Annotated in this window: 24 protein-coding genes; 10 read left to right on the top strand and 14 right to left on the bottom strand. The window is 64.5% G+C overall.

All coding sequences use genetic code 11. From position 1 onward, the window contains the following. Positions 1 to 100: 100 nt before the first annotated feature. Both ACNJX9_RS29390 and ACNJX9_RS29385 read right to left on the bottom strand, forming a co-directional pair. The gene (locus ACNJX9_RS29390) at positions 101 to 958 is read right to left on the bottom strand and encodes a DUF1499 domain-containing protein (protein ID WP_057753626.1); all 858 of its coding nucleotides are present in this window, start codon (positions 956 to 958) and stop codon (positions 101 to 103) included. Between the two features lie 205 nt (positions 959 to 1,163). Beyond that, a complete protein-coding gene (locus ACNJX9_RS29385; RefSeq protein ID WP_057753623.1) occupies positions 1,164 to 2,792 on the bottom strand; it encodes a fatty-acid--CoA ligase in 1,629 nt (542 codons plus the stop codon). 65 nt (positions 2,793 to 2,857) lie between these two features. Between ACNJX9_RS29385 and ACNJX9_RS29380 the strand changes: the two genes are divergently transcribed. Next, positions 2,858 to 3,949 carry an extensin family protein gene (locus ACNJX9_RS29380; RefSeq protein ID WP_439405468.1) on the top strand — a complete coding sequence of 364 codons (1,092 nt, stop codon included), beginning with the start codon at positions 2,858 to 2,860 and terminating at the stop codon, positions 3,947 to 3,949. 41 nt (positions 3,950 to 3,990) lie between these two features. On the opposite strand, the gene ACNJX9_RS29375 is transcribed toward ACNJX9_RS29380, so the two are convergent. Next, positions 3,991 to 4,674, bottom strand: a complete 684-nt coding sequence (locus ACNJX9_RS29375) for a L,D-transpeptidase (RefSeq protein WP_057753617.1) — start codon at positions 4,672 to 4,674, stop codon at positions 3,991 to 3,993. 338 nt (positions 4,675 to 5,012) lie between these two features. Between ACNJX9_RS29375 and ACNJX9_RS29370 the strand changes: the two genes are divergently transcribed. Next, positions 5,013 to 5,990 carry a magnesium transporter CorA family protein gene (locus ACNJX9_RS29370; RefSeq protein ID WP_057753614.1) on the top strand — a complete coding sequence of 326 codons (978 nt, stop codon included), beginning with the start codon at positions 5,013 to 5,015 and terminating at the stop codon, positions 5,988 to 5,990. A gap of 207 nt (positions 5,991 to 6,197) precedes the next feature. Continuing rightward, positions 6,198 to 6,416 carry a hypothetical protein gene (locus tag ACNJX9_RS29365; protein WP_439405467.1) on the top strand — a complete coding sequence of 73 codons (219 nt, stop codon included), beginning with the start codon at positions 6,198 to 6,200 and terminating at the stop codon, positions 6,414 to 6,416. Positions 6,417 to 6,589: 173 nt separating this feature from the next. On the opposite strand, the gene ACNJX9_RS29360 is transcribed toward ACNJX9_RS29365, so the two are convergent. Together ACNJX9_RS29360 and pdxH are read right to left on the bottom strand one after the other, a co-directional pair. After that, the gene (locus tag ACNJX9_RS29360; protein WP_057753873.1) at positions 6,590 to 7,342 is read right to left on the bottom strand and encodes an SDR family NAD(P)-dependent oxidoreductase; all 753 of its coding nucleotides are present in this window, start codon (positions 7,340 to 7,342) and stop codon (positions 6,590 to 6,592) included. A 38-nt stretch (positions 7,343 to 7,380) separates the two neighbouring features. Next, positions 7,381 to 8,022: a pyridoxamine 5'-phosphate oxidase gene (gene pdxH, locus ACNJX9_RS29355; RefSeq protein ID WP_057753611.1), complete on the bottom strand. Its 642-nt coding sequence runs from the start codon at positions 8,020 to 8,022 to the stop codon at positions 7,381 to 7,383. Between the two features lie 92 nt (positions 8,023 to 8,114). Between pdxH and ACNJX9_RS29350 the strand changes: the two genes are divergently transcribed. Together ACNJX9_RS29350 and ACNJX9_RS29345 are read left to right on the top strand one after the other, a co-directional pair. After that, positions 8,115 to 8,543 (top strand): RT0821/Lpp0805 family surface protein, encoded by a 429-nt coding sequence (locus ACNJX9_RS29350; protein WP_057753608.1) that lies wholly within the window; start codon positions 8,115 to 8,117, stop codon positions 8,541 to 8,543. Positions 8,544 to 8,709: 166 nt separating this feature from the next. Then, positions 8,710 to 9,669: a DnaJ C-terminal domain-containing protein gene (locus ACNJX9_RS29345; protein WP_057753605.1), complete on the top strand. Its 960-nt coding sequence runs from the start codon at positions 8,710 to 8,712 to the stop codon at positions 9,667 to 9,669. 319 nt (positions 9,670 to 9,988) lie between these two features. On the opposite strand, the gene ACNJX9_RS29340 is transcribed toward ACNJX9_RS29345, so the two are convergent. Both ACNJX9_RS29340 and ACNJX9_RS29335 read right to left on the bottom strand, forming a co-directional pair. After that, positions 9,989 to 10,762: an anti-sigma factor family protein gene (locus ACNJX9_RS29340; protein WP_057753603.1), complete on the bottom strand. Its 774-nt coding sequence runs from the start codon at positions 10,760 to 10,762 to the stop codon at positions 9,989 to 9,991. Positions 10,763 to 10,867: 105 nt separating this feature from the next. After that, a complete protein-coding gene (locus ACNJX9_RS29335; protein ID WP_057753870.1) occupies positions 10,868 to 11,356 on the bottom strand; it encodes a sigma-70 family RNA polymerase sigma factor in 489 nt (162 codons plus the stop codon). A gap of 172 nt (positions 11,357 to 11,528) precedes the next feature. On the opposite strand from ACNJX9_RS29335, the gene fabI reads away from it, so the two are divergent. The 4 genes from fabI (at position 11,529) to ACNJX9_RS29315 (ending at position 15,490) form a co-directional block, all read left to right on the top strand. Next, positions 11,529 to 12,353 carry an enoyl-ACP reductase FabI gene (fabI, locus tag ACNJX9_RS29330; protein WP_439405466.1) on the top strand — a complete coding sequence of 275 codons (825 nt, stop codon included), beginning with the start codon at positions 11,529 to 11,531 and terminating at the stop codon, positions 12,351 to 12,353. A 12-nt stretch (positions 12,354 to 12,365) separates the two neighbouring features. Continuing rightward, complete coding sequence (locus tag ACNJX9_RS29325; RefSeq protein ID WP_439405465.1) at positions 12,366 to 12,965, top strand: histidine phosphatase family protein; 600 nt, start codon at positions 12,366 to 12,368, stop codon at positions 12,963 to 12,965. A 174-nt stretch (positions 12,966 to 13,139) separates the two neighbouring features. Continuing rightward, on the top strand, positions 13,140 to 14,228 hold the full coding sequence (gene aroC / locus ACNJX9_RS29320; protein ID WP_271601681.1) for a chorismate synthase: 1,089 nt from the start codon (positions 13,140 to 13,142) through the stop codon (positions 14,226 to 14,228). A gap of 71 nt (positions 14,229 to 14,299) precedes the next feature. Beyond that, complete coding sequence (locus ACNJX9_RS29315; protein ID WP_439405464.1) at positions 14,300 to 15,490, top strand: adenylate/guanylate cyclase domain-containing protein; 1,191 nt, start codon at positions 14,300 to 14,302, stop codon at positions 15,488 to 15,490. Positions 15,491 to 15,540: 50 nt separating this feature from the next. Here ACNJX9_RS29315 and ACNJX9_RS29310 read toward each other — a convergent pair whose 3' ends face one another. The 3 genes from ACNJX9_RS29310 to leuC are packed head-to-tail and all read right to left on the bottom strand — an operon-like array spanning position 15,541 to position 18,921. Beyond that, the gene (locus ACNJX9_RS29310; RefSeq protein ID WP_439405463.1) at positions 15,541 to 16,854 is read right to left on the bottom strand and encodes a 2-hydroxycarboxylate transporter family protein; all 1,314 of its coding nucleotides are present in this window, start codon (positions 16,852 to 16,854) and stop codon (positions 15,541 to 15,543) included. Between the two features lie 43 nt (positions 16,855 to 16,897). Continuing rightward, on the bottom strand, positions 16,898 to 17,500 hold the full coding sequence (gene leuD / locus ACNJX9_RS29305) for a 3-isopropylmalate dehydratase small subunit (RefSeq protein ID WP_439405462.1): 603 nt from the start codon (positions 17,498 to 17,500) through the stop codon (positions 16,898 to 16,900). After that, positions 17,497 to 18,921: a 3-isopropylmalate dehydratase large subunit gene (gene leuC / locus ACNJX9_RS29300; RefSeq protein ID WP_439405461.1), complete on the bottom strand. Its 1,425-nt coding sequence runs from the start codon at positions 18,919 to 18,921 to the stop codon at positions 17,497 to 17,499. Before leuC ends, leuD begins: the two co-directional genes overlap by 4 nt. Before the next feature lie 113 nt (positions 18,922 to 19,034). On the opposite strand from leuC, the gene ACNJX9_RS29295 reads away from it, so the two are divergent. Continuing rightward, positions 19,035 to 20,003 carry a LysR family transcriptional regulator gene (locus tag ACNJX9_RS29295; protein ID WP_439405460.1) on the top strand — a complete coding sequence of 323 codons (969 nt, stop codon included), beginning with the start codon at positions 19,035 to 19,037 and terminating at the stop codon, positions 20,001 to 20,003. Here the strand turns inward: ACNJX9_RS29295 and clpS are convergent. Genes clpS through crcB (ACNJX9_RS29275) form a run of 4 tightly spaced genes read right to left on the bottom strand, consistent with a single transcriptional unit; the run spans position 19,981 to position 21,496 of the window. Beyond that, positions 19,981 to 20,286 carry an ATP-dependent Clp protease adapter ClpS gene (gene clpS, locus ACNJX9_RS29290; RefSeq protein WP_057753578.1) on the bottom strand — a complete coding sequence of 102 codons (306 nt, stop codon included), beginning with the start codon at positions 20,284 to 20,286 and terminating at the stop codon, positions 19,981 to 19,983. The two genes, ACNJX9_RS29295 and clpS, sit on opposite strands and share 23 nt — an antisense overlap. 44 nt (positions 20,287 to 20,330) lie before the next feature. Continuing rightward, a complete protein-coding gene (locus ACNJX9_RS29285; RefSeq protein ID WP_057753575.1) occupies positions 20,331 to 20,672 on the bottom strand; it encodes a DUF190 domain-containing protein in 342 nt (113 codons plus the stop codon). Positions 20,673 to 20,674: 2 nt separating this feature from the next. Then, entirely contained in the window at positions 20,675 to 21,100 is a 426-nt protein-coding gene (gene crcB / locus ACNJX9_RS29280) for a fluoride efflux transporter CrcB (protein ID WP_439405459.1), read from the bottom strand. A 6-nt stretch (positions 21,101 to 21,106) separates the two neighbouring features. Continuing rightward, positions 21,107 to 21,496 (bottom strand): fluoride efflux transporter CrcB, encoded by a 390-nt coding sequence (gene crcB / locus ACNJX9_RS29275; RefSeq protein WP_439405458.1) that lies wholly within the window; start codon positions 21,494 to 21,496, stop codon positions 21,107 to 21,109. Positions 21,497 to 21,508: the final 12 nt, after the last annotated feature.

Raw genomic sequence — 21,508 nt, 5'->3', positions numbered from 1 at the left:
TCATTCCGGGGCTCGCGAAGCGAGAACCCGGAATCTCGACGGTGCGGCGCGAGATCCCGGGTTCGCGCTAATGCGCGCCCCGGGATGACGCTCTATCGCGTCACTTCTTCACCGTCTTTGCCGGAGCCTTGGGTGGCGGCGCCACCGGGGTCTTCTTCGCCGGCTTCAGCGCATCGGCCTCGGCCGCGGTGTTGAGATCATCGATGAACTTCGTCACGCGCGCAGCGTTGCTGCCGAGATCGCTGTCGAAATAGCGCGAGGCGGAGCGGATATCGACGCGGGAATCGTCGCCGTCAGGCACGACCCTGATCGAGACATCCTCGCGAAAGCCCATGATCGGCGTGCGCGCCACCGCCTCGATGCGGCCCATGCGGCGCGGCGGCTGCGGCTCGCGTTCGTCGATGACGGTCCATTTGCGCTTGATCACGAGCTGGCGCGCGATCGCATAGGCGCGGTCGACGGGGATCTCGAGCTCGATCGGCTCGATATCGGGATAGAACTGACGCTGCTGCTCAGCCGAATACAGGCCGGCATAGACGGCGGTGTTGGTGCCGTCGCCGGTGCGCAGGCGCGACAGCGCCTCGAAGCGCGGCGGGTCGATCGGGTCGGTCGTGATGTCGTAGATATGAGGCAGCTTGCGGTAAAGCAGCGCCTGATAGGCCGGGTAGGCGAGAATCGCTCCGTCGATCAGGAAGGCGAGCAGGATTCGCGCCATGCCGCGCGAGCCGTTTTGCCAGATCGCGGCAAAGCCAGCGAGGCCGAACAGGATGGACAGTCCAGCGATCGCGAGCCCGCCAAAAAAGGTGGCCAGCGCCGGTTTCATCTCCAGGAAGTCGAAGCGGACGATGATGACCGACACCACCACCGTCACCACCGCGAACACGGCCAGATTGCGCGCCCAGGTGGCGAGGCTGGACACGGGCTCCGTCTGATAGGGAGCGGAAAACCTGCGGGCCATCGGATGAGCTCAACGGGGGTTTTGGGGCGGTGCCGGCCAATTTGGCGCGACGGTCAGCCGTTGAGACCACGGTCTGGCGGCAAATTCAAGGGAGTCCCGGTTGTTGCAGTCCGTCATTCCGGGGCGGCTCAAAGAGCCGAACCCGGAATCTCGAGATTCCGGGTTCGATGCCCGCTGGCATCGCCCCGGAATGACGTGAGTGTCCCTACGCCGCCGCGTTCGGGAAGCGATAATCCTTGAACTGGTCGCGCAACGCGGTCTTCAGGATCTTGCCGGTCGCGGTATGCGGGATGCCATCGACAAAGGCGACGTCGTCGGGCATCCACCATTTGGCGATCTTGCCGTCCATGAATTTCAGGATGTCCTCGCGCGTGGCCTGCTGGCCCTGCTTGAGCTGGACGATCAAGAGCGGGCGCTCGTCCCATTTCGGATGGAAGACGCCGATCACGGCGGCTTCCGCCACAGCAGGGTGGCCGACCGCGAGGTTTTCGAGGTCGATCGAGGAGATCCACTCGCCGCCGGACTTGATCACGTCCTTGGAGCGGTCGGTGATCCGCATATAGCCGCCCTCGTCGATGGTTGCGACGTCGCCGGTGTCGAAGAAGCCCTCCTCATCGAGGATGTTGGTGTCGAGGCGGAAATAGGCCTTTGCGACCGCGGGGCCGGAGACCTTGAGGCGGCCAAAGGTCTTGCCGTCCCAGGGCAGCTCCTTGCCGGCATCGTCGGTGATCTTCATCTCGACCGCGAAGGGCGCATAGCCCTGCATCTGCAGCACGTCGAGCCGCGCCTCGCCGGTCGCATTCTGGTGCGGCGGCTTCAACGCAGCGACGGTGCCGATCGGGCTCATCTCGGTCATGCCCCAGGCGTGGCGCACGTTCGAGCCCATGTCGAGGAAGGCCTTGATCATGGAGCGCGGCATCGCCGAGCCGCCGCAGATCACCATCTTCAGATGCGGCAGCTTCAGATTATTGGCGGTCATGTGCTGGAGCAGCATCAGCCACACCGTGGGCACGCCGGCGGTGTGCGTCACCTTTTCGGTTGCGAGCAGCTCGTAGACCGAGGCGCCGTCGAGCTTGGCGCCGGGCATCACCAGCTTGGTGCCCTGCGAGGGCGCGGAGAAAGCGATGCCCCAGCTGTTGGCATGGAACAGCGGAACCACCGGCAGCATTGTCTCGGAGGCGCTGGTGCCGAGCGCGTCGACATTGTTGGCCATCAGCGCGTGCAGCACGTTGGAGCGATGCGAATACAGCACACCCTTCGGATCGCCCGTGGTGCCCGAGGTGTAGCACATCGCAGCTGCCGTGTTCTCGTCAAAGTCCTTCCATTTGAATTTGCCGTCGGCCTCGGCGATCCAATCCTCGTAGGCCACGACGTTCTTCAACGTGGTCTCGGGCATATGCGCCTTGTCGGTGAGGATGATGTACCGTTCGACACTCGGCAGCTTGTCGGCGAGCTTCTCGACGACCGGCACGAAAGTCAGGTCGACCATCACGATGCGGTCCTGCGCATGGTTGATGATCCAGGCGATCTGCTCGGGGAAAAGGCGGGGATTGACGGTATGGCAGATGGCGCCGATGCCCATGATGCCGTACCAGACTTCGAGATGGCGCCAGGTGTTCCAGGCAATCGTGGCGACGCGGTCGCCGAGCTTGATGCCGTCGCGCTCCAGCATCTGCGAGACCTTGAGCGCCCGCTGGTGGATTTCGGCGTAGGTGGTGCGATGGATCGGTCCTTCGATCGATCGCGTGACGACCTCCTGCTTGCCGTGAATCTTGGCGGCGTGTTCGATGATCCGGTGACAGAGCAGGGGCCAATCTTGCATCAAACCGAGCATTCAGACGTTCCTCCGAGAAATCGCTGGGCGCATTGCCGCTCTCAGCGCAGGGCCAAAGAATTGACATGAGTTTTAGCCTGCCGGACTTTCGCCGCAAATGGTCTTATCGCGGCAATATGTCCGCCGGCGCGGCAATGGTTACCGCTGCGCTTGGGCTATCTCTTGTGCTGCCTGAGCCCGTGGATGCGCGAAACTATGCTGCACCGCTCGATATCTTCGGTCTTGGTACGCCACGGCGTCACCGGAGCGTTCACGCGACCAAGATACCGCTACCAAAGCCTCGCCCGGAGGAGGCGCCGAAGGCAGCGGCCGCGCCAGAACCCGACAGCCAGCCCACCCCGGAGAAACCGAGCAAGCCGGCCGAGGCTGCGCCGCCTCCCGAGAAGCAACTCTCGGCGTGCCGGCTTGCGCTGACCGAGGAGATTGCGGTCGCGCCATCCATTCCCGACATCCACGGACCCGGCGCCTGTGGCGGCGAAGACCTGGTGCGGCTGGAGGCCATCGTGCTGCCGGACAAGCGCAAGGTCGCGGTCAAACCGGCGGCGATTCTCCGCTGTACCATGGCGTCGGCGATTGCGGATTGGGTGCGCACCGACATGGCGTCGCTGGCCACCAGCCTCGGCTCGACCATCACTGATCTGGACAATTTCGACAGCTTCGAGTGTCGTGGCCGCAACCGCGTCGCCGGCGCGATGCTGTCCGAGCACGGCAAGGCCAACGCGCTCGACGTCCGTTCGCTCAAGCTCGCCAACGGGCAATCGATCAGCCTGACCGATCGTACCCTATCCCGCGACGTGCGCGAGCGCGTGCTGCATTCGGTTTGCGCGCGCTTCTCCACCGTGCTCGGCCCGGGCTCGGACTGGTACCACGAGGATCACATCCATCTCGATCTTGCGCAGCGCCGCAACGACTACCGCATTTGCCAGTGGAACGTGTGGGATCCCTTGCCGCAGATCGCGCCCCTGCTGCCGGCGGAACGCCCCGAGGAGGCGCCGCCGCGCGAGGTCGCCGCCAAGTCGGAAGGTGTGAAGTCGGAAGGTGCCAAGTCGAAAGGTGCCAAGGAAGAGGCCGACGATCAGGAGAAGCCTGCCGCGCCGGCGGGCAAGCCGGCAGCCGAGTCCGGCAAGAGCAAGCCGGCAAGAAAAAAGCGCCGGTAGGACCGGCGCTTTTCAAAAGCCTTCAGATCACATGGAATCCGCTAATTGCTGCTCGGAAAACCGCCGCCGCCCTGCAGCGCGAGGCGCGAATTGTAGGGCGAGTCGCCATGCTTCGGCTCGAGCACTACGACGATGGTGCCGATCTTGACGCGGCTGTAGAGGTCGATTGCGTCCTCGTTGGTCAGGCGGATGCAACCCGAAGAGATCGAAGCGCCGATATATTCGGGCTGGTTGGTGCCGTGGATACGGAACAGCGTGTCCTTGCCGCCCGAGTACAGGTACATCGCGCGCGAGCCCATCGGATTGTCCGGACCAGGGGCGACGTAGGTCGGAACGCCCAGACGCGAGATCTCGCCCGGCGTCGGGTGCCACGCCGGCCATTCCGTCATGCTGCCGACCTTGGCGATGCCGGACCAGGCCATGGCCTCTTCGCCGACGGTGATGCCGTAGCGGATCGCCTTGCCGCCATCCATCACGTAGTAGAGGTAGTGGTTGTCGGAATCGACCACGATCGAGCCCGGTGCCTCCTTGCGGTGGTAATCGACAATGGCACGACGGAACGGCTCTGCCACCGGCGTATTCTCGTACCGGATCTTGGCAAGGAGTTCCTTGTCCTTCGGCTTGAAATTCTGGGTGTTGGTGGCTTCGTAATGCGTGGCCTGCATGCAGCCCGAGAGCATGAAGCCCGCAGCCAAAACGCCCAACATAACTTTCAGCGACGACATGGTTTGGTTCCAATCAAACAAATACCGCGCAGGTCCTTGAAGCGTAGCACCCAAGGCCTTCGACTCCGTTGATTTCATTATCGTTGAAATCTGCCACAATTCCAGCTCTTAGGGGCTTATCCCGCGCTGCGAGACCCAACCTGTGGCTTTTTTGCCGCAAGTTTTCCGCGGATCGGCTGGCTTTTTGGCGCGAAAAGCACAGTTCTCGAGTCCCGCCACGGTTGGGCCATGCGGCCGCCACAAATGCAAACGCTCCGTTAATGTGGTTGTCATCATGAACTTGTCAGAATCGCGCTAAGGGCAGTCATTCTGTCGCAGGTCCCCTGCTGGAGTTGTTCATGTTTTCTGTGTTCGTCCCCACCGACACCTCCCTGAAGAAGGCCGTCGTCAACGATCTCGAGGCGGTGCCTGATCACGCCGTGTGGATCGACCTGGTCAATCCGACCGCGGCCGAGGACAAGGCCGTGGAACGGCTGCTGGGCATCGCGATCCCCACCCGCGAGGACATGCAGGAAATCGAGATCTCCAGCCGCCTCTATATCGAGAACGGCGCGCGCTACATGACCGCGACACTGATGTGTCATTCCGATACCGATATGCCCCGGACCACGGCGGTGACCTTCATCCTCGGCGACCACCGCCTGGTCACCGTGCGCTACGACCAGCCCAAGCCTTTCGCCCTGGTGGAGGCGAAGCTTGCCCGCACCTGCGCCCCTGCGATCACGGGCGAGATGGTGCTGATGGAACTGCTGGACGCCGTGATCGACCGCTGCGCCGACATTTTGGAACGCTGCGGCACGGAGATCGACCAGGTCAGCCACGACATCTTCGAGCCGGAAAGCGAGCGCCACGGCCACGCCAAGCAATATTCGCAAATCCTGATCTCGATCGGCCGCAAGGGTGACCTGACCTCCAAGGTCCGTGAGAGCCTGGTGTCGATCGGCCGCGTCGTCACCTTCCTGTCGGCGGTGGTGGAGGGCGTGAAATGGTCGAAGGACATGCGCGAGCAGCTCAAGACCATGCAGCGCGACGTCGCCTCGCTGACCGACCACGCCTCCTATCTCTCCAGCAAGATCACCTTCGTGCTCGACGCGATGCTCGGCGTCGTCAACCTCGAGCAGAACAATATCATCAAGCTGTTTTCGGTCATGGCTGTTGTCCTGATGCCGCCGACGCTGATCGCCTCGATCTACGGCATGAACTTCAAGGCGATGCCGGAACTCGAATGGGCGCACGGCTATCCGTATGCGCTGGTGCTGATGGTGATCGCCGCCGTCGTGCCGTACTGGATCTTCAAATGGAAGAAGTGGCTGTGATCCGGCTCGCGTTTTTCGAAATAGCTACCGAGACCTTACGCCGGTTGCCAAGCCAAGGCTGATGGTGTCGCAGAATAGAGCGTCATTGCGGCCGCGCTGTGATGTGTGTGCCGTGCCCCAATTCCTCCGGTAAAATTTGAGCGGTGGGCTGAACGTTTGCGCGAAACTTGTCTGCGATAAGCAGCGGGTTAGCCGCGAGGAAGAACCATGGTTGAAAAACACATAACGACGCCCCCCAACGTCATCGATCTGACGAGCTATCGTCAGGTGGTGGCGAGCGGCAAGGCGCCGTCGTTGTCGGTGCGCATGTGCCGGCACTGTGGTGCTCCGCTGCTCGATGGCGAGAACGATGACGACTGCTCGACGGCATTCAACGCAGCCGCACCGCGGCTGCGCGAACGGTCGCGTCGAATTCGCCTGGACTGAGGAGCGGAAGGAAGGGCGGGCGATCCAGTCTTGCGGCGGCGTTGTCTGGATCGCCTAGCTTCCCTAAGCGCAAAATTTCGTCATTGCGAGGAGCGAAGCGACGAAGCAATCCAGACTGTCTCCGCGGAGGCAGTCTGGATTGCTTCGCTGCGCTCGCAATGACAGAGGATTGCCTAGACGTGCTGGCCGCCGTTGATGTGGATCTCGGCGCCGTTGACGTAAGAACTGGTGTCCGTGCACAGCACGTAGATGATCTTGGCGACTTCGTCGGGCGTGCCGAGACGGTGCATCGGAATCTGCTGGTCGACGATCTTCTCGGTGCCCGGCGACAGGATCGAGGTGTCGATCTCGCCCGGCGCGATCGCGTTGACGCGCACGCCGACGCGGCCGAAGTCGGAGGCCATCTCGCGCGTCAGTGCGGCAAGCGCCGCCTTGGAGGTCGCGTACGCCGCGCCCGCGAAGGGATGCACGCGCGAGCCGGCGATCGAGGTGACGTTCACGACCGAGCCCTTGGCCGCCTTCAATTCCTCCATCAGGCCACGCGCGATCATGATCGGCGCGAAGAAATTGACGTTGAAGACGTGCGTCCAGGTGTCGAGATCGGTGTCGACCGAGCCGAGGCGGGAGCCGCCGGGCCCCTTCGGCGAGATCGCGGCGTTGTTGACGAGGGCATGTAGCATGCCGCCTTCGAGGCGGCTCTGGATCTCTGAGATCGCGCGTGCGGTGTCCTTGACGTCGCCGAGGTCGACCTGGATGTGATCCTCAGGGCCCGCATCCCACGGGCAATCCTCGGGGAAGGCATGCCGCGAACAGGTGATGACGCGCCAGCCCGCCGATGAGAAGCGGATCACGGTGGCGTGGCCGATGCCGCGGCTCGCTCCGGTCAGGAGCAGCGTGCGGCGCGGCGCATTGGACGAATGCGGCATGGACATCTTTCAGGTCGGGCCAATGATTGAGGCAAAGCTCAAGGATACATCCGCGTCTTGGACCACGGCTGGCCGGCCGCGTCACGACGAAATTCGATGCGGTCGTGCAGGCGGAACGGACGGTCGTGCCAGAACTCGATGCGAACAGGCGTAATGCGCCAGCCGCTCCAGCCGGGCGGCCGCGGCACCTCGCCGATGACGTATTTGGCCGCGACCTTGGCGATGGCCTGCTCGAAGGCGAAGCGGCTCTCGAGCTCTTGCGACTGCTTGCTGGCCCAGGCGCCGATCTGCGCCTGCTTCGGTCGTGTTGCGAAATAGGCGTCGGCCTCGGCGTCCGTCACCGGCGTCACGTTGCCGCGGATGCGGACCTGACGGCGCAGCGACTTCCAGTGAAAAAGTAAAGCCGCCTTAGGATTTGCGGCAAGTTCGCGGCCTTTCTGGCTGGCGATGTGGCTGTAGAAGACGAAGCCCCCGGTATCGAAGCCCTTCATCAGCACCATGCGCACGTCAGGCAGGCCATCGGGATCGACGGTTGCAAGCGCCATCGCGTTCGGATCGTTCGGCTCGCTCTTGATCGCCTCGTTCAACCAGGCCTCGAACAGCGCAAACGGCTCGTCGGCGGCGGTGAAATCACCGGATGTTAAGGGTGTCTGGTGTTTCATCGAGGTCGTGTCGGTCATGTCTGGAGTCCGAATTGCGTCCCGCGGCCCAAAGCGCGCTGTCATCTGCACCTGCCCTATATAGGGCATGGGGACGCGTTGGCCTATCGGCGATGCGGTCATCCAGCTTCGTCCTTACAACGATTCTGATCGGCCTCGGCGCCGCCGGCTGCAGCATGTCCCGCACCAACACCAACGCCTACGCCAAGGCTGACGACGGCGACCGCACGGGTTCGATCGCGCGGCAGGCCAAGGACGCCGCACCGACCGAGACCGACCTGGCCTTTGCCCGCAACGCCGCCTCCGACGTGCTCAGCATGGGTGACAAGGACGCCAGCCAGCACTGGGAGAATCCGGAAACCGGCGCGCGCGGCTCGGTAACGCCGATCGCGCAATCCTACGCCGCCGAGGACGGCCGCAAGTGCCGCGATTTCCTGGCGAGTTATGTCAACGGCACCACTGAAAGCTGGCTCCAGGGCGCCGGTTGCCAAAGCAGCCGTGGCCGTTGGGAGATTCATACGCTAAAGCCGTGGCGGAGCTGAGCATGATCCGGAGAAGCGGGAACCGGTTCTCTGATAAGATCATGCTCCAAACGTAGAGAGTCGGCTGGCCTGACTAGTTGCAAAAATGCCACGCCCTCCCCACATGGATGCCAAGTGGGGCGGGGAGCCCTTTGAACAATTGGATTCCGTGAAGGAGACGTGACGGATGCGCGACCCCTATGAGGTCTTGGGGGTGCCGCGGAGCGCCACCGCTGCCGCGATCAAGAGCGCCTATCGCAAGCTTGCCAAGAAGCACCATCCCGACAGCAACAAGAACGACCCGAAGGCTGCGGAGCGTTTTGCCGAGCTCAATTCGGCCAACGAGATCATCGGCGACGAGGACAAGCGCAAGCAGTTCGATCGCGGTGAGATCGACGCCGAGGGCAAGCCGCGCTTCCAGGGCTTTCCGGGCGGCGGTGGGCCGCGCGGCCGCGCCGGTCCCGGCGGGTTCGAGTACTCGTTCCGTGGCGGCGCAGGCCCCGGTCAGGGCGCCGGCGCGTTCGAGGACATTCTCAACAGCATGTTCGGCGGCGGCATGCGCGGCGCTCGCCCCGGGGCGGGCGGCGGAGCCCAGTTCGAATTCGACACCGGCGGGATCGGCCTCGATCTCGACGTCAATGTCGCCATGTCCGTCTCGTTGGAAGAAGCGGTCAAGGGCGGGGAGAAGCGCGTCCGGCTGCCGAACGGCAAGGAGCTCAACGTCAAGATTCCGGCCGGCGTCATCGAGGGCCAGCAGATCCGTCTGCGCGGACAGGGCGAGACCGCGCAAGGCCATCCGCCCGGCGACCTCCTGATCACCATCAGCATCGCAGCCCATCCCTTCTTCAAGGTCGATGGTGCGGACCTGAGGATCGAACTGCCGGTGACGCTTTATGAGGCCGTGCTCGGCGGCAAGGTCCGCGTGCCCACGCTCGGCAATGCCGTGGAACTGTCGGTCCCCAAAAACACCTCCAGCGGCCGGACCTTCCGCCTCAAAGGCAAGGGCCTGCCGAGATCTGGTGGAACCGGGGATCTCTTCGTCACCATCAGGATTATGCTACCGGACGGGAACGACGCCGAGCTTGAAGCATTGATGGAAAAGTGGCGGGACCAACACCCCTACAATCCACGTAGCGGGCTTGGCTAGGGCAAGATCCAAGCGAAGGGGTTTCTCCTAAGAGACCTAAGGCGTCGTCGAGCGGATGATGCCCATCATATGTCCGAGGCCTAGTAGCGCTTCGTATGCTCGACGTGTCGACTGTCCGGCCGGGCAGCCGATAAAAAGGTGCGGCCTCGAGAGGGGGACCAGCGCGGTACCAAAAACCCCAATCGAGGCCGCCCGCGTCGATCGGCGGATCGAACGCTGCACATTTTCGCGTGAGCATCCGGTGCGATAATGAGACGCGCCCATGTCCTGATTCCAAATTTTCAATGACGGAATCTGGGCACGGCGTTTGCGCGGTTGTTCAGCCGCCGTTTTTCTCGGCTTGGTCGTACACGGCCTGCGCCACCTTGGTCAGGCGATCGCGGTCGGCGCCGCCGCCGCTGACGACGTAACCGACGCCGCGCTCGGCCCAGAACAGCGCCCCGTCCTTGTCCGTCCTGGCATAGCGCATCTGCGTTGCGCCGGTCTCGGTCTTGGCAGTGTAGATCGTGTAGCGCTCGCCCGAGGCGCCCTCATACATCAGGAAGGACGCCGGCCCATTCGGCCCCGGCAGCAACCGTCCGCCGACCAGCTTCAGCCCGCTCGCCTCCAGATTGGGCGCGAACACGGTCCAGCCACAGCGCCGGGTCAGCCAGGCCTGGAGGTGGTCGCGTTCATTGCCGCCGACCTCGACGGGGTGGCGCACCTCGACGACATAGAGGCGGTGGGCGTCGAGCGCATCCGCCGTGAAGGCCTGGAAGGTCGAGGGCGCATTCGCGGCGCCATGCGCGACCCAGCCGGCCGTGCCGCCGGCGACGAAGGCAACCAGCGTGGCCGCGATGGCGCCATAGAGCCATTGCCGCGGACGGCGCTCCAGCCGCTCGAGCTCCAGCCGGGCCGGCACCGGCTCCTGGGCGACGCCGTCGTAGCGGGCGTGCAGCATCTCGGCCATGGTCCGCCAGGACTGTACCCGCTCGGCATCCTCGGGGTGGGCGGCAAGCCAGGCTTCGACGTCGGCGCGGCGCTCGGGCGGCAACTCGCCATCGACAAAGGCGTGCAATTCGTCTTCGGTCACTGGAATATTGTGCTCGTTCATATCGGTCGTCTCTGGCTCTGCGGCCCAAAATATCTGACGTGGTTCAACTGCGCCGTTTCTCTCGTCATGCAGGGACGCAGCATCCGCGATGCATCAATCCTGCCATCATTTCACCCGCCTGAGCGCCGGGCGCTCACCCTCCAGCGACGCTTTGACGTGGGCGCGGGCGCGTGCCAGGCGCGACATCACGGTGCCGATCGGCACGCCCTGGATGTCCGCGACCTCGCGATAGCTCATGCCCTCCAGCATCACCAGCAGCAGCACCGAGCGTTGCTCCTCGACCAATGTCGAAAGGGCTCGCTCGATGTCGCGTCCTTCGGCCTCCGTTCCGCTGGCATCCGGATTGTTCTCCGTCAGCTGCATGAATTGCGGCCGCCTTGCCAGCGAGCGCCGCCGGTTCTTGTTGAGGTTGGTCAGGATCGTGTAGAGCCAGCTCCTGACGTCGCCTCCCAGAAACAATCGCTCCGAGCGCAGCGCACGCACCAGCGTGTCCTGCACCAGATCGTCGGCCGCATCCGCATCGCGCGTCAGCGCGCGGGCGTAGCGGCGCAACGCCGGGATCATGGCTTCTACATTCTGGCGAAACGCACTCATGCCGTCCTTGCTGTCCTGCCGTTCGGCGCGAGCGCCTCCAGCAATCATAACACCCGAATGGAACGGCTATTCCGGCGCCGGAAACAGCGTTAACGCCGCGGATTAGGACTGTACCACAGGGGAGGGCTGGTGTACCTCCAGACCTTGATCCAGTTCGACGGGACGTGAAGAAATGGCGCAGAATTCAGGTCTGATGCAAGGATTGATGCAAGGCAAGCGCGGGGTCATCCTCGGGGTTGCCAACAACCGCTCGATCGCCTGGGGCATCGCCAAGGCATGCCAGGCAGCCGGCGCCGAGATCGCGCTCACTTACCAGGGCGATGCGCTGAAGAAGCGGGTCGAGCCGCTCGCCGTCGAGCTTGGCGCGCTCATGCTTGGCCATTGCGACGTCACCGACGCTGCGACGATCGACGCGGTGTTCGATGTGCTGAAGGAGAAGTGGGGCAAGATCGACTTCGTCGTGCACGCCATCGCGTTTGCCGACAAGGACGAGCTCGAGGGCCGCTATGTCGACACCACCGCGGACAATTTCTCCAAGTCGATGCTGATCTCCTGCTACTCGCTGACCGCCATCGCGCAGCGCGCCGAGAAGCTGATGACCGACGGCGGCTCGATCCTCACGCTGAGCTATTACGGCTCCGAGAAATGGATGCCGAATTACAACGTCATGGGCGTCGCCAAGGCGGCGCTGGAGGCGAGCGTGCGCTATCTGGCCGCCGATCTCGGCGTGAAGGCGATCCGCGTCAATGCGATCTCGGCAGGGCCGATCAAGACGCTGGCCTTCGCCGGCATCGCCGATTCGCGCCTGCTGCTGAAATACAACGAGATCAACGCACCGCTACGGCGCAACGTCACGATCGAGGAGGTCGGCGACAGCGCGGTGTATTTCCTCTCGGACATGTCGCGCGGCGTCACCGGCGAGGTGCATCATGTCGATTCCGGCTACAACGTGCTGGGCATGATGCGGCCTGAAGCCGCGGATACGTCGAAGGACTGATCACCGCCCGCAATGCCCTTGCCCACGATCTACTATCTTCGCCATGGCGAGACCGAGTGGAATGCGCTCGGCAGGCTTCAGGGCACCAGGGACATTCCGCTGAATGCGCGCGGCCGCGACCAGGCGTTGCAGGCGGGCCTGATCCTCGCCGATCTGTTCAGGCGCGACGGCCGCGACAAGGCTGATCTGCCCTATGTGTCGAGCCCGCTCGGCCGCGCCCGCCAGACCATGGAGCTCGCGCGCGGCAGGCTCGAATTGCCGGTGGCGGATTATGCACTGGACGATCGGCTGCGCGAGATCGGTTACGGCGTCTGGGAAGGGCTGACGCTGGCCGAAAGCGAGGCGAGAGACCCCGAGATCTATGCCAGGCGCCTCGCCGACAAATGGACCGTGGCGCCTGCGGGCGCCGAGACCTATGCCGACGTGCAGGTCCGCGTCCGTGCCTGGTATGATGCGCTGCAGACCGACACGGTCGCGGTCGCCCATGGCGGCACCTGCCGGGCCCTGATGGTCTCGCTCGGCCTGGAAACGCCGGCCAGCGCCGCCGATCTCTATATCGAGCAGGGCGCCGTCTACGTGTTCCGCGACGGCCGGCTGGAGAAGTTTAGCTAGGCCCACCCGTCATTCCGGGGCGCCCGAAGGGCGAACTCCGGTGCGCCCTTGCGCACCTGAGAATCTCGAGATTCCGGGTCTGGTCCTTCGGACCATCCCGGAATGACACTGCATGGGTTTGACCCCCGGCTCCCCGCGCGTTACCACACGCCGAAACCAAGCCAGCGATCAGGTATGTCCTTCAACACCTTCGGCCACATGTTCCGCGTCACCACCTTTGGCGAGAGCCATGGAGTGGCGATCGGCTGCGTGGTTGACGGCTGCCCGCCGATGATCCCGCTGACCGAGGCGGAGATCCAGCAGGACCTCGATCGCCGCCGGCCCGGTCAGTCGCGCTTCACCACCCAGCGGCAGGAGCCGGACCAGGTCAAGATCCTGTCCGGCGTGATGGCGCACCCGGAGACCGGCGTGCAGGTGACGACCGGCACGCCGATCGGGCTCCTGATCGAGAACACCGATCAGCGCTCGAAGGATTATTCGGAGATCAAGGACAAGTTTCGCCCCGGCCATGCCGACTTCACCTATGAGGCGAAGTACGGCCTGCGCGATTATCGCGGCGGGGGCCGCTCCTCGGCGCGGGAGACCGCGATGCGGGTCGCCGCCGGTGCGATCGCGCGAAAGGTGCTGCCTGATGTGAAGGTGCGCGGCGCGCTGGTGCAGATGGGCCCGCACAAGATCGATCGCGCCAAGTGGGACTGGGACGAGATCGCCAGAAATCCGTTCTTCTGTCCCGACAAGGACAAGGCTGCGTTCTTCGAGACCTATCTCGACGGCATCCGCAAGAGCGGCTCCTCGATCGGCGCCGTGCTCGAGATCGTCGCCGAGGGCGTGCCGGCGGGCCTCGGCGCGCCGATCTACGCCAAGCTGGATTCCGATCTCGCCGGCGCGATGATGACCATCAACGCCGTGAAGGGCGTCGAGATCGGCGCCGGCTTCGGCGCAGCCGAACTCACCGGCGAAGAGAACGCCGACGAGATGCGCACCGGCAATGACGGCACGCGCTTTCTCTCCAACCATGCCGGCGGCATTCTGGGCGGCATCTCCACCGGGCAGCCCATCGTGGTGCGCTTCGCGGTGAAGCCGACGTCGTCGATCCTGCAACCGCGCCTCACCGTGGATCGCCAGGGCGCCGACACCGAGATCATGACAAAGGGCCGCCACGACCCCTGCGTCGGCATCCGCGCCGTCCCCGTCGGCGAAGCCATGATGGCCTGCGTGCTGGCCGACCACTTCCTGCGCGACCGCGGGCAGGTCGGGCGCTGAGTTCATCACCTCTCGCGGTACCAGCCCACCGCGCAGCTTGACGATTCCACAACTTCGTCGGCTAATGCGGCATGGAAAACTCCGAGCTCCAGCGTATCGTCAATTGGCTGATCGACGGTGCCAGGTCGTCGCGCGGGTCGGCCGAGATGATCTCGGACGCCTGCGAGCAGCTGGTTGCGGCCGGCCTGCCGTTGTGGCGGTTCGGCGTCTTCATCCGCACGCTTCATCCTGAAATCTTCGGCCGCAATTTCATCTGGCGGCAGGGCGAGGACGTCGAGATCGGCACGGTTGATTTCGAAATTCTCGCCACACCCGAATTCGCGCGAAGCCCGCTGCGCATCGTGTTCGAGGAAGGCCTGGAGGTGAGGGGCCGCATGGACGACCCCGACAGCAAGCGCTTTCCGTTCCTGGACGACATGCGTGCCGAGGGTGTCACCGACTACATCGCGACGCCGATGCGGTTTCTCGACGGCTCGATCCATGCCATCAGCTGGAGCACGCGACATCCCGGCGGCTTCAGCGATGAGGACATTGCGACGATCCGCTCCATCGTGGCGCCGCTCGCGCGCGTCAGCGAAATCGTCACCCTGCGCCGCACCGCTGCGACCCTGCTCGACACCTATGTGGGCAATCGCGCCGGCGAGCGGATCCTCGCCGGCCAGATCCGCCGCGGTCACAACGACACCATGCAGGCTGCGATCTGGCTGTCGGACCTGCGCGGCTTTACCGCGCTGTCGGACCGGCTGCCGGCCGAGACGGTGGTCGATATCCTCAACCGCTATTTCGACTGCCAGGTCACCGCCATCCGGGGGCACGGCGGCGAGGTGTTGAAATTCATGGGCGATGGCCTGCTCGCGGTGTTCCCGATCGACGAATATGTCGGTGACGCCGCGCATGTCTGTTCGCGCGTGCTGGAAGCGGCGCGCGAAGCCCGCGCCAGCGTCGAGGCGTTGGCCCATCCGGTCGGCGATGTCGTCGAGCGCTTCCGCTTCGGCGTCGCGCTGCATGTCGGCAACATCCTCTATGGCAATATCGGCGGCGGCAACCGCCTCGACTTCACCTGCATCGGCCCGGCCATCAACCTGGCGGCGCGGCTGGAGAAGATCGCCGGCCGCCTCGGGCGGACCGTCGTGGCGTCCGAGGCCTTTGCCAAAGCCTGCCAGCACGATTGGCGCAATCTCGGCGAGTTTCCGATCGCAGGGTTCTCCAAGGCGCAGCGCGTGTACGGGCTCGCCGAGGAAACGCCGGTGGTGATGGCGTGAAGGCGGCGGCTGACGATGTTTTGGATCACCTGCCGCCGCGATAGCGCGTCTTAAAAAGCAACCTTCATCGCGAGCGTCGCGATCACGATCATGATGGCGCCGCCGACGCGGGTGGCGATCTGGGCGAAGGCCATCAGGCCCATGCGATCCGCGGCGCCGAGGATGGCGACGTCGCCGGTGCCGCCGAGGCCGGAATGACATGCGGTCACGATCGCCGCCTCGACCGGATACATGTTCAGCCATTGGCCGACGAAGAAGCCGGAGGCGACCATCGCCAGCACCGTCGCGGTGCAGATCGCGATGTAGCCGGGATTGAACGACGCCACCAGCTGCTGCCATGACACCAGCAGCGTTCCCATCGCCACCAGGATGCCGAAGGTGAGGTTGGTCGACATGAACTTGTTGATCTGGTAGGCGCCGAGCTCCATCTCTGCTGGAAGCAGCTTCGTCAGCTTCAGCGTAACAGCGGCGATGATCATCAGGATCGGACCGGGAATGCCGGTCGTGGGCGCGAGCACCATGCCGAGCACGAACAGCCCACAGGACAGCACGATGCCGGCACCTAACAGGCCGAGATCGATCGGATGATCGGATCGCGCCGGGCCGAGGATGTCATCATCGCCTGTCTTCACCAGCATGCCCTGGCCATCGAGATCGCGCCGCTTCTCGGCGAGCCGCGCGAGCAGCCCGGCCGCGACGATGGCGACGACATTGCCGAGCAGCGCTGCCGGCACCATCTGCGCCACCAGCTCTGCTTGCGGCCGGTGCAGCATCTCGGAATAGGCAATGGACAGCGGCAGCACGCCTTCCGCAAGGCCGCCGCCGATGATCGGGATGATGACGAAGAAGAACGTCTCCTTGGGGCTGTGGCCGAACAGCAGGCCGACAGCGATGCCGATCGCGATCGCGCCGAGCGTGCCGACCAATAGCGGTACGAACATGCGCAAGAAGCCCTGCACCAGCACGCGGTGCGGCATGCCGAGGATCGAGCCGGCGACGAGGCAGGCGATGAAGAAATACTGGAAGTTGGCGGTGCGGAACGTCGTCGCGATCGCCTTCAGCGCCGTTTCCGGCATCAGGCCGTAGGCGACCAGCGCCGCCGGCACGAACAGGCACATGATCGCCGTGCCGCCGATCCGCTTCAGAAGCGGAATGGTCTGGCCGAGCTTGCCGAGCAGGAAGCCGAGCAGCATCAGCACCGAGAGGCCGCCGATCACGTCGTTCGGCAGCTTGCCGGAATAGACCGCCGCCGCGCAGACGAGCGCTGCGGGAACATAGACCGTGATCGGCAGCGGGCCGATTTTCAGCGCCGCGAGCGCCGATGGTGGCGTCGTCTCCGCCAGCTTCACGGTGGTGTCGGTCAAGAAAGCCTCCCTTGTCGTTTCATTCTTGTTTGTGGACGCGCGCTCAGAACCAGGGATTGTCCGCCCGGTGTCGCGCCTCGAAGGCGCGGATGTCGTCGGCAAGGACGAGCGTCGAGCTGATGGCGTCGCGCCCCGTCAGGAATGCCTCTTTCCGGGCCGGCTCGATCGGGAATGGGATGGTGCTGCCGCCATCGATGCGGATGGTCTGCGGCTCGAGGTCGATGGTGAGTCGGTTGCTCGCGGGGCTCGCGACGATGCCGGCGAGGGTACCGACGGTCGCGGCGTCGAGGCTGATCGTCAGCAGGCCGTTATTGGCGCAATTATCGCCGAAGATCCCGGCGAAACTCGTGCCGATCAGGGCGCGGATGCCAAGCTGCTGAAGCCCCCAGACCGCGTGCTCGCGGCTCGACCCGCAGCCGAAATTCGGGCCGACCACGAGAAAGCAGGCATCGCGATAGCCGTCTCTGTTCAGCACGAAGTCGGGATTGGGCCCGCCCGCGCGGAAGCGCAGCAGGTTGAAGGCGCCTTCACCGAGCCCGCTGCGATCGACGCCTTTCAGGAACATCTTGGGCATGATCACGTCGGTGTCGATATTGGGCGTCATCATCGGTGCGGCGACGCCGGAGACGGAATGGAACGGCGTCATGGCAGATCTCCTTCGATCAGCTCGCGCACATCGGTGATGCGGGCGGTGACTGCGGCGGCAGCGACCATCGCGGGACTCATCAGATGCGTGCGCGCGCCGGGCCCCTGGCGGCCCTCGAAATTACGGTTGGTCGAGGAGGCCGAGCGCTGGCCCGGTGCAAGAATGTCGTCGTTCATCGCAAGGCACATCGAGCAGCCCGATTGCCGCCACTCCACGCCCGCATCGATCAGGATCCGCGCGATCCCCTCCGCTTCGGCCTGGGCGCGGACCTGCGTCGATCCGGGGACGACGATGGCGCGCACGCCTGATGCGACCTGGCGGCCTCTGAAGACGCGCGCCGCATCGCGCAGGTCTTCGATGCGTGAGTTGGTGCACGAGCCGATGAAGGCAAGGTCGATCGGCACCGACTGGATCGGTGTTCCCGGCGTCAGGCCCATATAGGCGAGGGCGCGTCTCGCCGCCGTCTTGCTGTCGGCGGCCGCGTTGCTCTCGGGATCGGGCACGCTGTCGGTCACAGCGATCGCCTGGTCCGGGCTGGTGCCCCACGTTACCAGCGGCGCGACATCGCCGGCATCGATCGTCATCTGACGGTCGAAATGGGCATCGGTATCGGAGCGCAGCTGCAGCCACGCCTTGGCGGCGCGGTCCCACATCTCGCCCTTCGGCGCGCGCGGACGTCCCTTGAGATAATCGAGCACCTTATGATCGGGAGCGATGACGACGCCGCGGGCGCCGGCCTCGACGATCATGATCGACATCACGATGCGTCCCTCGACACTCATCTCGCTCACCGCAGGGCCGGCGAACTCCACCGCATAGCCGCTGGCTCCATCGGCGCCGATGCGCCGGATGATCTCCATGACGATGTCCTTTGACGTGACGCCAAGCGCCGGACGCCCGGTCACGACGATGCGCATCGTCTTCAGGCGGCGATATCGCACGGTCGAGGTCGCCAGATAATGCTCGATGTCGGAGGTGCCAATGCCGTAGCCGAGCGCGCCGAACGCACCGTAGGCGGTCGTGTGGCTGTCGCCGGCGGCGATCACCATGCCGGGCATGACGAGGCCCTGTTCGGGGGCGACGACATGCTCGATGCCCTGGCGCGGATCGAGAATGTCCAAATATTCGATGCCGAAATCGCGGGCGTTGTCGGCGAAATAGTCGACCTGCCGCGCAGCGTCGGCATCCGGCATCTGCCGGGTGCGGCGGGCCGCGGTCGGATTGACGTGGTCGACCACCATCAGCGCCGCGGACGGATTCCACACCTTGCGCCCGGCGGCGCGCAGGCCCGCGAACGCCTGCGGGCTGGTGTATTCGTTGAGCACGGTGCGGTCGACATAGAGCAGCACCAGTCCGTCATCGTCGAGGCGGCGGACCACATGCGCGTCGATCAGCTTGTCGTACAGCGTACGCCCTGACATCAGGCCTCCAATGGATATTTGACTTTCCCAGGAGGGTGCCGGCCAGCGTTCTGGAAATCCAATGTCACCTCATGATATGATTATGCAGGATTTGCATAAGAGGGACGGATGCCATGGAGATCAACTGGCTGCACGATTTCATCGCGGTGGCATCGACGCGCAGCTTTTCGCGCGCGGCCGAGCAGCGCAATTCCTCGCAGCCGGCGCTGAGCCGCAGGATCAAGGCGCTGGAAGTATGGGCGGGCGCGGCGCTGTTCGAGCGCACCACGCATGCCGTCAGTCTCACCGCCGCGGGCGATGCATTCCGCCTGACCGCCGAGGACATCATCCGCCGCCTGTCCGCCGGCCGCCTCGAGGCGCAGGAGCTCGCGCGCGGCTCATCCGACGTGCTGAAATTCGCCTCGACCAACGCGCTGTCGCTGACGTTCTTTCCGGACTGGCTGCGCGGAATCGAAACGACGCTGTCCTTCGTGCCGAATGTGCAGCTCGTCGCCAACCACATGGAGGCCTGCGAGCGCATGCTGCTGGCGGGTGAGGTGCATTTCCTGCTTTGCCATCATCATCCGTCCGTGGTCACTGCGCTGACCACGTCGCAATTCCGCTCGGCCCATGTCGGCGATGATCGCCTGATCCCGGCATCCGTACCGCTCTCCCGGTCGAGCAAGACGCCGCGCTTCAGGCTGCCGGGAACGGCGGCAGCGCCAGTGCAATTCCTGAGCTATCGCTCCGAGTCAGGCATGGGCACGATTCTCGAGGCTGTCCGCTCGACTTCACCGCTCAAGGCGGAGCTGAAGCCGGCATTCACCTCGCATCTTGCAAAGCTGCTGGTCACCATGGTCCATGCCGGCCGCGGCATGGCCTGGCTTCCGCAAAGCCTGATTGTGGATCAGCTCGCGTCCGGCGAGCTGGTGAGAGCGGGCGGCGAGGCCTGGGAGATCCCGATCGAGATCAGGGTGTTCCGCCCGCGGTCGCGACTGACGCCGGCGGCAGAGGCATTCTGGACCCATGTTCAGGAGGATCCCGCAGGGAGCCCGCGCAAGGCGCCTCGCGCGCGTCGCCCTATTCCTCAGGCTCGGTCGTGAACAACAGCGGATAGCCCTTGGCGCGGCCGGCGTCGGTGGCACGGGTGGCTTTGGTTTCGGCAACGTCCTTGGTGAAGACGGCGACGACGCAGGCGCCCAGCTTGTGCGCGGTGATCATGACCTTGTAGGCCTGATCCTCGGTCATGCGGAATTCGGCCTTGAGCACCATGGTGACGAATTCACGCGGCGTGTAGTCGTCATTGATCAGGATGACCTTGTGCAGCTTCGGCCGCTCGACCTTGGTCTTCGTCCTGGTTTTCGGCGTCGTAACAGTGTCGTTCATTCCGCCTCCTGGACACGGCGGGCTCGGGTTCCGGGCCGGAGCGATCAGCTCGCGACCTTCGCACCATATTGCAGGACCTGCACCTTCTCCAAGGTGATCAGGCCGCTCGACATCATGCCATCCAGGATGGGCAGGAATGCGTTGATGTTGTCTTCGCTGTCGACGATCTCGATCAGCAGCGGCAGATCCTCCGAGAGCCGCAGGATTTTCGAGGTGTGCAGCCGGCTCGACTTGCCGAAGCCCATCGGGCCACGCAGCACGGTGGCGCCGGCAAGATGCCGCTCGCGCGCCGTTGTCACGATGGCTTCATAGAGCGGCTTGCCGTCGTAATGGTCGCTCTCGCCGATGAAGATCCGCAGCGAAACGGCCTGATTGGGGATTTGCATCGTCAACTCCTCGTCAAGCGGTTGTAGCGGCTCGCCATCATATGCCCCGCCCATACCGACACCAGCCAGCAGACGACGGACGCCGCGACATAGGCGATGGCGATATATTTCATGCCGCCGTGGAATAGGCGAAAGGTCTCCAGGCTAAAGGTCGAGAACGTGGTGTAGCCGCCGCAGAAGCCGGTCATCACGAACTGCCGGTGCTCCGGCCGCGCCAGCATGCGGCCATCGGGGCTGGTCAGCGTCGCATAGAAGCCGATGATCAACGAGCCCGTGGCGTTGATGAACAACGTGGCGAAGGGAAAGCCCGGGCCGGTATCGAGGGCGAGCCCGACCAGATAGCGCGTCAGCCCGCCGACGATGCTGCCGGCGGAAACCCAGGCATAGAGGATTGCGGTACGCCAGCGGTCGGCGGAGGAAGGCTTCATTCGCCTCTATCCCCCAAAACCGTCAGCAAGGAGGAAGCCGCAGCTCACGGCCGCAAGGCACAGGCCGACCGAGAATACGACATTGCCGAGGGCGTGTGCCGGCTCGCCGTTGCGGGCCAGGGTCAGCGTTTGCAGGCTGAACGAGGACACCGTGGTGTAGCAGCCGAGGAAGCCTGTGACCGCGAACAGCCACGGATTCGGCGTCGCGAACACCGAGCCGGGATGGGTCGCCAGCGCGCCAAACATGCCGATCAGGAAGGCGCCCGTGACATTGATGGTCATGGTGCCCCAGGGAAAGGTCTCGCCCAGCCGGCGCGCGATGACGCCGGAGACGAAATAGCGGGCGCAGCCGCCCAGCACGCTGCCGGCCACGATCGCGATCACTCCGCTCAGCACGATGAACAGCCC

The organism is Bradyrhizobium sp. BLXBL-03 (assembly GCF_051853015.1).
GTDB lineage: Bacteria > Pseudomonadota > Alphaproteobacteria > Rhizobiales > Xanthobacteraceae > Bradyrhizobium > Bradyrhizobium manausense.
This window is presented reverse-complemented; position numbering and strand designations above follow the sequence as displayed.

Bases quoted from the DNA above. Each gene is read 5' to 3' on its own strand.
- ACNJX9_RS29390 (WP_057753626.1), bottom strand. From the start codon at position 958: ATGGCCCGCAGGTTTTCCGCTCCCTATCAGACGGAGCCCGTGTCCAGC.
- ACNJX9_RS29385 (WP_057753623.1), bottom strand. From the start codon at position 2,792: ATGCTCGGTTTGATGCAAGATTGGCCCCTGCTCTGTCACCGGATCATC.
- ACNJX9_RS29380 (WP_439405468.1), top strand. From the start codon at position 2,858: ATGAGTTTTAGCCTGCCGGACTTTCGCCGCAAATGGTCTTATCGCGGC.
- ACNJX9_RS29375 (WP_057753617.1), bottom strand. From the start codon at position 4,674: ATGTCGTCGCTGAAAGTTATGTTGGGCGTTTTGGCTGCGGGCTTCATG.
- ACNJX9_RS29370 (WP_057753614.1), top strand. From the start codon at position 5,013: ATGTTTTCTGTGTTCGTCCCCACCGACACCTCCCTGAAGAAGGCCGTC.
- ACNJX9_RS29365 (WP_439405467.1), top strand. From the start codon at position 6,198: ATGGTTGAAAAACACATAACGACGCCCCCCAACGTCATCGATCTGACG.
- ACNJX9_RS29360 (WP_057753873.1), bottom strand. From the start codon at position 7,342: ATGCCGCATTCGTCCAATGCGCCGCGCCGCACGCTGCTCCTGACCGGA.
- pdxH (WP_057753611.1), bottom strand. From the start codon at position 8,022: ATGACCGACACGACCTCGATGAAACACCAGACACCCTTAACATCCGGT.
- ACNJX9_RS29350 (WP_057753608.1), top strand. From the start codon at position 8,115: ATGCGGTCATCCAGCTTCGTCCTTACAACGATTCTGATCGGCCTCGGC.
- ACNJX9_RS29345 (WP_057753605.1), top strand. From the start codon at position 8,710: ATGCGCGACCCCTATGAGGTCTTGGGGGTGCCGCGGAGCGCCACCGCT.
- ACNJX9_RS29340 (WP_057753603.1), bottom strand. From the start codon at position 10,762: ATGAACGAGCACAATATTCCAGTGACCGAAGACGAATTGCACGCCTTT.
- ACNJX9_RS29335 (WP_057753870.1), bottom strand. From the start codon at position 11,356: ATGAGTGCGTTTCGCCAGAATGTAGAAGCCATGATCCCGGCGTTGCGC.
- fabI (WP_439405466.1), top strand. From the start codon at position 11,529: ATGGCGCAGAATTCAGGTCTGATGCAAGGATTGATGCAAGGCAAGCGC.
- ACNJX9_RS29325 (WP_439405465.1), top strand. From the start codon at position 12,366: ATGCCCTTGCCCACGATCTACTATCTTCGCCATGGCGAGACCGAGTGG.
- aroC (WP_271601681.1), top strand. From the start codon at position 13,140: ATGTCCTTCAACACCTTCGGCCACATGTTCCGCGTCACCACCTTTGGC.
- ACNJX9_RS29315 (WP_439405464.1), top strand. From the start codon at position 14,300: ATGGAAAACTCCGAGCTCCAGCGTATCGTCAATTGGCTGATCGACGGT.
- leuD (WP_439405462.1), bottom strand. From the start codon at position 17,500: ATGACGCCGTTCCATTCCGTCTCCGGCGTCGCCGCACCGATGATGACG.
- leuC (WP_439405461.1), bottom strand. From the start codon at position 18,921: ATGTCAGGGCGTACGCTGTACGACAAGCTGATCGACGCGCATGTGGTC.
- ACNJX9_RS29295 (WP_439405460.1), top strand. From the start codon at position 19,035: ATGGAGATCAACTGGCTGCACGATTTCATCGCGGTGGCATCGACGCGC.
- clpS (WP_057753578.1), bottom strand. From the start codon at position 20,286: ATGAACGACACTGTTACGACGCCGAAAACCAGGACGAAGACCAAGGTC.
- ACNJX9_RS29285 (WP_057753575.1), bottom strand. From the start codon at position 20,672: ATGCAAATCCCCAATCAGGCCGTTTCGCTGCGGATCTTCATCGGCGAG.
- crcB (WP_439405459.1), bottom strand. From the start codon at position 21,100: ATGAAGCCTTCCTCCGCCGACCGCTGGCGTACCGCAATCCTCTATGCC.